Annotated in this window: 7 protein-coding genes; 3 read left to right on the forward strand and 4 right to left on the reverse strand. The window is 72.9% G+C overall.

The window, feature by feature from the left end; genetic code table 11:
* The first annotated feature begins 57 nt into the window (after positions 1-57).
* On the forward strand, positions 58-1212 hold the full coding sequence (locus ACIA3K_RS07955) for a class I SAM-dependent methyltransferase (protein WP_396799802.1): 1155 nt from the start codon (positions 58-60) through the stop codon (positions 1210-1212).
* Between the two features lie 37 nt (positions 1213-1249).
* Here ACIA3K_RS07955 and ACIA3K_RS07960 read toward each other — a convergent pair whose 3' ends face one another.
* A complete protein-coding gene (locus ACIA3K_RS07960) occupies positions 1250-1690 on the reverse strand; it encodes a hypothetical protein (protein WP_396799803.1) in 441 nt (146 codons plus the stop codon).
* Between the two features lie 236 nt (positions 1691-1926).
* Between ACIA3K_RS07960 and ACIA3K_RS07965 the strand changes: the two genes are divergently transcribed.
* On the forward strand, positions 1927-2343 hold the full coding sequence (locus ACIA3K_RS07965; RefSeq protein WP_396799804.1) for a helix-turn-helix domain-containing protein: 417 nt from the start codon (positions 1927-1929) through the stop codon (positions 2341-2343).
* A 143-nt stretch (positions 2344-2486) separates the two neighbouring features.
* Here ACIA3K_RS07965 and ACIA3K_RS07970 read toward each other — a convergent pair whose 3' ends face one another.
* The 3 genes from ACIA3K_RS07970 to ACIA3K_RS07980 form a co-directional block, all read right to left on the reverse strand.
* Entirely contained in the window at positions 2487-3602 is a 1116-nt protein-coding gene (locus ACIA3K_RS07970) for a hypothetical protein (protein WP_396799805.1), read from the reverse strand.
* A 123-nt stretch (positions 3603-3725) separates the two neighbouring features.
* Positions 3726-5864, reverse strand: coding sequence for a DEAD/DEAH box helicase (locus ACIA3K_RS07975; RefSeq protein WP_396799806.1), 2139 nt, complete (start codon positions 5862-5864; stop codon positions 3726-3728).
* 56 nt (positions 5865-5920) lie between these two features.
* The gene (locus ACIA3K_RS07980) at positions 5921-7666 is read right to left on the reverse strand and encodes a BTAD domain-containing putative transcriptional regulator (protein ID WP_396799807.1); all 1746 of its coding nucleotides are present in this window, start codon (positions 7664-7666) and stop codon (positions 5921-5923) included.
* A gap of 142 nt (positions 7667-7808) precedes the next feature.
* Between ACIA3K_RS07980 and ACIA3K_RS07985 the strand changes: the two genes are divergently transcribed.
* Entirely contained in the window at positions 7809-8627 is an 819-nt protein-coding gene (locus ACIA3K_RS07985) for a hypothetical protein (protein WP_396799808.1), read from the forward strand.
* The last annotated feature ends 138 nt before the right edge of the window (positions 8628-8765 follow it).

Here is an 8765-nt window from a genome sequence, read left to right on the forward strand (position 1 = left end):
CTCGCGCGGTGCGGGGGATGTTCCCTTCTTCCCACCCCACCTGCCGAAGATGGAACGATGCCGCAACCACTGGACGCTGCCCTGACCGAGGTTCGGGCGCTGCTGCTCGATCCCGCGCTGACCCGGGCGGTCGCCGCCGGACGCCGTCGCGGCCGTCGCCCCACCGTCGAGCGGGCCGAACTGCGTCCGGTGACGCTCAAGGCCGGGCCCCGACTCCAGGTCACCACCTCCGACGGCGTACGCCCGTACACCCGCAATGTCGCTCCCGGTCCCGAGGCCGACGCGGCCGTCGATGAACTCCTGGCCGAGCCCTTCGGCAACTGGCACGTGGAGACCGCCGACGCGACCCTCCAGCTCCGGGTGACCAAGTCCGGCGAGGCGCAGGTACACCGCGCGGCAACGGCCCGACCGGCGACGACACCGGGTGGGAACGACCGGGCGAAGGAGTACCTGCTCGATCCCGGCGACCCGATCTTCGCCGAGATCGGCGGCTCGGCGGCGAAGCGCCGCCAGGTCGACGCGTTCCTGCGGGCCCTGGCCGCGACCCTGCCCGACGACCTGACCGGTCCGCTGCGGGTGGTCGACCTCGGCTGCGGCAACGCCTACCTGACCTTCGCCGCCTACCGCTATCTGACGGGCCGAGGGCTCGATGTCGAGCTGGTCGGCGTGGACGTCCGGGAGGACCAGCGCCGGCGCAACACCGAGCTGGCGCAGCGACTGGGCTGGGCCGACAAGGTCAGCTTCGTCGCCGGCACGATCGCCGAGGCCGTCGTCGAACCCGCCCCGGACCTGGTGCTGGCGCTGCACGCCTGCGACACCGCCACCGACGAGGCGCTGGCCCGCGCGGTGCGCTGGCAGGCCCGCTGGGTACTCGCCGCGCCCTGCTGCCACCACGACCTCGCCAAGCAGCTGCGCGCGCAGCCCACCCCGGCGCCGTACGAGTTGCTGACCCGACAGGGCATCCTGCGCGAGCGCTTCGCCGACGTGCTCACCGACGCGCTGCGCGCCGGGTTGCTGCGGACGCACGGTTACCGGGCCGAGGTGGTGGAGTTCGTCGACTCCCAGCACACCCCCCGCAACCTGCTGATCCGTGCCCGCCACACCGGTGTCGCCGACCCACGGCACACGGAGTACCGCGAGCTGGTCGACCAGTGGCAGGTCACGCCCCGGCTGGAGGTCCTCCTGGCCGGCGATACGGGGTCCACCAGCTAGGGTCGACCTGCCGCCGGCCCGGGACTTGGCAGAGGTATCAGCGTCGGCGGTCGGCGTTGCTGCCCCGGTCCCGGCTGCCGGAACGGTCGAAGACCGCCACCCGGTCCCCGCCGTTGCGCGTCGGGCGGTCGTCGTCCACCGGGCTGCTCGGGAAGGGCACCACCTTCCCAGAACTCTCGGCGTTGCCGGCGGCCGTGAACGCGTTCCAGGAGATGTCGACGAGCAGCTTCTTCGTCTCGGCGTGCCGGACGGCCGCGTTCTGCTGTAGCGCCATCCGGGCGCCCAGCACCACGGCGACCAGGGTGGTGGTGATCGCGCCGGTGGCGGCCAGCACGTGGGCGCCGGTCGCCGCGTCGGTGCGGAGCACCAGGACCAGCAACCAGGTCCAGAACCCGGCGGCGAAGACGCCGGCCTTGACGACGAAGAAGAGGCTCACCGCACCAGGCTGGTACGGCTGCGGACGGCGCGATTCGGCCATGGTGCTCCTCGGCGGTGGTCCGGGCGAACGCGGCAGGCGGGTGCGCCGTGCCGGGACGGGCACCGAGCTTAGTAGAAGAACGATGATGATCGCTCGGTACCGGTCCGAATACTGCCCGAGGTGGAGTCTCATCCGTGGGACAGTTTGTGCGGTCAGTCAGTGGTTTCCGATCCTCGGCGTACTACGCTCGGAGGCGCATCTTCCCAGTGCTCGGCCGGGAGGGAAAGACATACCGGATGGGTTCCGCAGACGTAACACCGCAGATGGCGTTCGCCCGCTTCGTCCGGCGGGCCATCGACGACGCCCGCGAAGAGCGCGGGTGGACCGTGAGCGATCTCGCCGCGCACACGGGCGTGGGCCGCTCCACCGTGTTCCGTTGGCTGGCCGGTGACTGGCAGGACTATCCGGAACTGGCGAAGGTACGCGGTTTCTGCGCCGCCCTGGATCTGCCGGTGGCGGCCGCGTTCCGGGCCCTCGGACTGCCCGACGCCGGCCCGACGCCTCGACGCCGCAGCGACGACGGCCCGGTCGACGCCGACGTCCGCGCCATCCTGGATCGGCTGGCCGACCCCACCGTTCCGGCCGAGGAGAAGCACCACATCCGCGACCTCCTCCGCTACCTGGCCCGCCGCCCCACCCGCCGAGCCGGCTAACCCCCCCGGACCCCCGGGATCCTCCCGTCCCCCCACCAGATCTCCGCGTTGATCATGAAGTTATTGCCACGACACGCCGATGCGAGTGGCAATAACTTCATGATCAACGCAGTGCGGGCGGGGGCGGGCCAGGGGGGTGGGGGTTAGGGGATGGTTAGGGTTAGTTCGGCGGTGTGGACCTTGGTGGCTACCTGGAAGTCCAGGTAGAGGCGGTAACGGCCGGGGCTGGGGATGGTCAGCCAGAACTTGACCTGACCGTCGGCCAACTCCGGTTCGGGATGCACGTGCAGGTAGCCGAGGTCGCCTTCGCGCAGCGCCACCAGGTGCCCGTACGCGCCGAGGTAGCGCTCCAGCGCCGCGCCACCGCTCGGGCCGTCGATCCGGAAGGTCAGTGGCACCGTCACCCCGGCCTGCGGGCTGCCCTGGTAGCCGACCGTGAACCCGTCAACCGTCGTCGAGGTCGCCGGCGCGGGCAACGGACGCGGCTGGTACGCGCCCGGCACCACCAGGTCCACGCCGAGGGTCACGGCGCTCTGGCCGCCGTTGTCGGCGACCACGGTGAAGTCCGCGTACGCCCGCCAGACGCCGGGCTGCGGGAGGGTCATCGGCACCGACCAGATGCCGTCCGGCGTCATCGTCGGGTGCAGGTGCTGGTAGCCGGTCAGGTCCCGGCGTACCACGATGACGTGCATCGGCTTGTCGTGTACGACGGCGAAGCGGGTGACCGGTCGACGTTGCGCGTCGCGTACCTGAAAGCGCAGTTGCCCGGTGCGGCCGGCCGGGAACTCGGTGGCCAGTGGCACGAGCGTGTATCCGCCCGAGCTGACCGACAGACCGCCCGGCTCGGCGGCGGCGCCCTGGTCAGCGCCAGTGACGGAGCCGTGGTCGTGGGCCCCGGTGCCCGCCGGGTGGGTGTGGTCGGGGGTCGCCGCCGCGCCGCCGGTGGTGCCGCCGAGGCCGGTGCCGCCGTAGTCGTTGGTGCCGCCGTTCAGGCGACCGAGGCCGAAGCCGAGCAGGACGGCGAGCACCAGACCACCCACCACCAGCGCCAACCGGACCGTGCTCCGGTCGGGCCCACCGGCAACACCCGGAGCCGAGACGGCCGTGGCGACCGACCCGTCCGACAGCGCCTCGCCAGCCCGGTCGGCGGCGACGGTGCTCGGGTCCGACAGCGCCGCGCCCGCCCGGTCGGCGGCGACGGTGCTCCCGTCCGACGGGGGCGCGCCCGCCTGGTCAGGCACCGCCGGCGTCCAGCTCATCCCGCCACCGTACCGTCGTGCCCGGTCGGTTCCGGCCGACGCCGGGGCAGCGTGGCGGCCGTCGCAATCCGCCCGACCCGGGAACTTTCCCCGCGCCGCCGTTGACCGGCGCTCACGGACGACTCAGCCGGCCACGGCGAGCGCGAGCGGCAGCACGTCGGGGGCGCCGGCCCGCCGGAGTTCCCGGGCGACCATCGCCATCGTCCAACCCGAGTCGACCAGGTCGTCGACGAGCAGCACCGGCCCGTCCAGCGCGGCCAGCGCGTCGGCCAGTTCGGGCGGCACGGAGAAGGCGTCGTGCAGCGCGCGTACCCGCTGGGCGCTGTTGCCGCGCGGCCCGCCGGGGCCGTCCGGGCCGGTCGCGGTGACCGCGCCGAGCAGCGGCAGCCGGCCCACGGCGGCGATCCGCTCGGCCAGGGAGCCGACCAACCGGGGCCGCCGGCGCGACGAGACGGCGACCACCGCCACCGGCCGGCGGGGCCACGGGTCGTCGCCGTGCGCCCAGGCCTTCAGCACCTCGACCACCGCGCCTGCCACGTCGTCGGGCACCGGCGCGTCGGGCGACTCCGGGCCGACCAGGTCCCGCAGCCGACCGCCCCACCCCAGGTCGGAGAGGCGGCCGACCGCGCGGCCGGCCAGCGCCTGGTCCGCCGGGGCGATCCGGCCCTTGAGGGGTACGCCCACCGCCTCCAACCCGGTCGGCCAGAGCTTCTTGGGCGCGATCTGGACGCCGGGCCGGCCCAGGAAGGTCTGGGCGGTGGCGAGCGCGACCGTCGACACGTCCGCGGCGAACAGTGGGCCGGCACACCTGTCGCACCGGCCGCAGTCGGTCGCACCGGCGTCGTCCAGGCGCTCCCGTAGGTATCGCATCCGGCAGTCGCCCGTCGACGCGTACTCCCGCATGGCCTGTTGCTCGACGGTGCGCGCCTGGGCGACGCGGCGCAACCGGGCCTCGTCGTAGACCCAGGGCTCGCCCGTGGCGAGCCAGCCACCGCGCACCCGGCGGACCGCGCCGTCCACGTCGAGCACCTTGAGCATCAGCTCCAGGCGGGCCCGGCGCAGGTCGACAAGGGGTTCGAGGGCCTGGGTGGAGAGCGGCCGGTCGGTGTGCAGGGCGGCCAGCACCGCACGGACCTGCTGCTCCGGCGGGAACGCCAGCGAGGCGAAGTAACGCCAGATGGCGGCGTCCTCGACGCCGGGCAGCAGCAGCACCTCGGCGTGTTCGACGGCGCGGCCGGCACGGCCGACCTGCTGGTAGTACGCGATCGGCGACGGCGGCGCGCCGAGGTGCACGACGAAGCCCAGGTCGGGTTTGTCGAAGCCCATGCCGAGCGCGCTGGTGGCGACCAGCGCTTTGATCTTGTTGTCGAGCAGGTCCTGTTCGGCGGCGCGCCGGTCGGCGTCGTCGGCCTGGCCGGTGTACGACGCCACCGGGTAACCCCGCGAGCGCAGGAACTCGGTGGTCTCCCCCGCCGCCGCGACGGTCAGCGTGTAGACGATGCCGGAGCCGGGCAGCTCGTCCAGGTGGTCGGCGAGCCACGCCAGCCGGTGTGCGGGGCTGGGCAGGTCGAGCACGCCGAGCCGCAGTGACTCACGGTCCAGCGTCCCGCGTAGGACGAGCGCGTCGCCCAGTTGCTCGGCGACGTCCTGGGTGACCCGCGCGTTGGCGGTGGCCGTGGTGGCCAGCACGGGCGTGCGCTCGGGTAGTTCGGCCAGGAACGTGCGCAGCCGCCGGTAGTCCGGCCGGAAGTCGTGCCCCCAGTCGGAGACGCAGTGCGCCTCGTCGACCACCAGCAGACCGGTCGTCGCGGCCAGCTTCGGCAGCACGCCGTCGCGGAAGTCCGGGTTGTTGAGGCGTTCCGGACTGATCAACAGGACGTCCACCGCTCCGGCCTGGATCTCGGCGGTGATCTCGTCCCACTCGTCGAGGTTCGCCGAGTTGATCGTGCGTGCCCGGATGCCGGCGCGGGCCGCCGCCTCCACCTGGTTGCGCATGAGTGCCAGCAGCGGCGACACGATGACGGTCGGGCCGTGCTCGCCCCTCCCGCCGCCCTGCTCGCGGGCGCGGAGCAGCGCGGTGGCCACAAAGTAGACCGCCGACTTGCCCCAACCGGTGCGCTGTACGCACAGCACCCGGCGTCGGTCGACGACCAGCGCCTCGATGGCCCGCCACTGGTCTTCACGGAGCCGGGCGTGCTCACCGGCCAGCCGACGCAGCACCGCCTCGGCCCGCTCCCGTACCGCCACCCGCTCGTCGCCCATCCGGCATTTCTACCAGCGCCGTCCGTCAGAACCCCGGCCCGCGCGGGAGGTGCCGGTCACGATCCGCGCGTTCGTGCCTCGTCGGGCCGGGACGCCGGGGGCAGGAAGAGCAACAGGTCGCGCAGCGGCTCGGTCGCGCTGGGAGGCAGCAGGCAGCGCGACGCGAACTCTTCCATCGAGGCGTACGGGCCGCGCAGCCAGCGGTCCACCACGATCTGCCGGCCCTGCTCGGACGTCAGGCCGGGCAGGGCCGTGAGCACCTGCTCCGGGACCGCGTTGACGTCGACCAGACCGCCGTCGTCGAAGGTGCCGGGCAGGTCGGGTCGACCGAGTCCCAACTCGGCACGGGCCGCCGGGTAGTGGTAGAGCAGGTAGCGGGCGTGCTCCCGGCGGATGCGCCGCTCCTCGTCGGCGCGACCGCGGGCGCTGTCCGGTCGTCCGGTGATCGCGGCCCAGAGTCCACGGCTGAGCAGCACCACGTGCGCCGCCCCGGCGAGCCAGGTGATGAGGGCCAGGCCGAGGAAGGTCACCGCCTGTGGTCCGGGCACCTCGGCGTCCGGACTCTCGACGTCGAGCATGACCACCTCGACGACGAGCAGCGCCAGGTAACCGAGACCCGCGAGCGCGAGACGCCAGCTCCGCCGCCACCCCGCGTAGGCCAGGATCACCAGCCAGGTCAGGCAGCCGAACGAGAGCAGGACGAGCACCGTCCCGAGGATCGTGACCGTCCTGCTCGCCCAGCGCGGCGTCTCCCGCCGAGCGGGCTTCGTGGGGGCCGCCGGAGGTGGCAGGGGAACGAGCGCGGGGGGAGGCGGCACAGACAGGGCGGACGGCGATGCCGGTCCCGGCAGGGAGGGGAGGAGACCGACGGGGGCGGCCACCGACGCTGCCGGTCCGGGCAGCGGGGCTGCCGGCGGCGGTGTCGCGGGTGCGGGCGCCGTGTCCGCCGGTGCCTCGGGTGCGGCGGTGCGCTGCGCCGCCTCGGGTGCGGCGGTGCGCTGCGCCTGTGGTTCGGCGGTGTGTGGGGTCGCCGCCAGGGTCGGGTCGGAGCGCAGGATGCGCCGGTGCAGTTCCTGCAACGCCTCGCCCGGCTCGATGCCGTACTCCTCGCGGAGCAGGTCGCCGAACTCCCGGTAGGCGGCGAGCGCCTCCGCCTGCCGCCCGCTGCGATAGAGCGCGAGCACGAGTTGGTGTCGCAGCCGTTCCCGGACGGGGAACTCGGCCACCAACTCCACCAGCTCACCGATCGTCTCGCGGTGCCGTCCGAGGTCCAGCGTCAACTCGGACCGGGTCTCCAACGCCACGGCCCGTAACTCCACCAGTCGCTGCCGGGCCGCCTCGAAGATCGGCCCGGCGAAACCGGTGAACGGCTCGCCCTGCCACAGGTCAAGGGCGGCGACCAGTTCGGCAAGCGCCTCGTCCGTACGCCCGGTCGTGTGTCGCTGGCGGGCGGCCTGCACGCCCCGTTCGAAGCGGACCGCGTCGACCGCCTCGGGGTCCACCCGCAGCGAATAGCCGGCGTCGGTCAGGCTGAGGACCTGTCCCGGCGTACGGGGAGACCGGTCCGGTTCCAGCACCCGGCGCAGCCCGGCCACGTACTTCTGCACGACGTTGGGACCGTTCGCGGGCGGGTCCTCCGGCCAGACCGCGTCGACGATCTGCCCGGTGGACACCGGGCGGCCGGCGGCGAGCAGCAGTACGGCGAGCACCGCCCGCTGCTTGGCCGGACCGAGGTCGATCTCCCGGTCGGCGTACCAGGCCCGCTGAGGCCCGAGAATCTCGAAACGCAGTTGGCCTGACATGCGCGTTCTCGCTCCTGACACCCCCGGGACCGCCGGACGGCAGTGCCCGGCAGCCGGACGGCAGCATATCGGCAGCCGAACCGCCGTGCCGGCCGGCAACATCCTCGTCGGCAGAAGCCACGCAGCGAGAAAGAGACAAGCGATGACACAGGCAACGGGCACCGCCGGCACCATCCGACGGACGGTCGGTACGGTCGCCGCCGTGCTGGCCGCGACCACCCTGCTCGCGGGTTGCGGGACGGAGAGCGAACCCACCGCGACGCCACCGAACAGCCCGTCCGCCAGCCCGAGCGTCAGTCCGAAGGACGCGCTCCTCGCCGCCGTCCCGGACGGCACCGAGGGGGCGTTCCGGTTCAGCGGCAAGGACGCGTCGAGCACGATCGACGGTCGGATCGACCCGGCTTCCGAGGGATTCGAGATCAACATGGTCATGCCGCCGGACGACGGTGTCGTGGTGAAGATGTCGTTCCTGGTGATCAAGGACCAGAACTGGGTGAAGGCGAAGTTCAGCGGACGTCCCGGCCTGCCAAAGTTCCCCGACAAGTGGATGAAGCTGGACCGCACGAAGCTGACCGACGCCGCGAGCATCCCGACGTTCGACGGTGTGGACCAGGGCAACGCGGGTCCGCTGATCCAGGCGGCCACCGAGGTGCAGGAGAAGAGCCCCGGCCAGTACGTCGGTTTCATCGACGTGAGCGCCGGGGAGGCGGCGAAGGCGCTGGAGGACGGCGAGGCGGCGGCCCTCGGCGAGGCGGGCAAGAAGGTGCCGTTCACGGCCGTGGTCGGTGCGGACAAGCACCTGGCGTCGCTGACGCTGAAGATGCCGGCCGCCGGTAAGACCAAGGCGTACGACTACGTCGTCAAGTACGCCGACTACGGCAGCGCGCCGAAGATCACCGCGCCGACCGGCACCGCCGCGGTGAAGGCACCGGCAATGGCGTACGACCTGCTGAACGGCTGATCCACAAAGGGCGGCGGCCACACGGGGGGCCGCCGCCCCTCCCCTCCCCCACCCCCTTCCCCCTCCCCTCCCAGCCCTGTTGATCAAGAGGTTCGCGTCAGATTCCGGGCGGGTTGTGTCGCGCACCACTGGATCACC

Origin of the sequence: Micromonospora sp. NPDC051543, from assembly GCF_044454415.1 — a bacterium.
Classification (GTDB): Bacteria; Actinomycetota; Actinomycetes; order Mycobacteriales; family Micromonosporaceae; genus Micromonospora.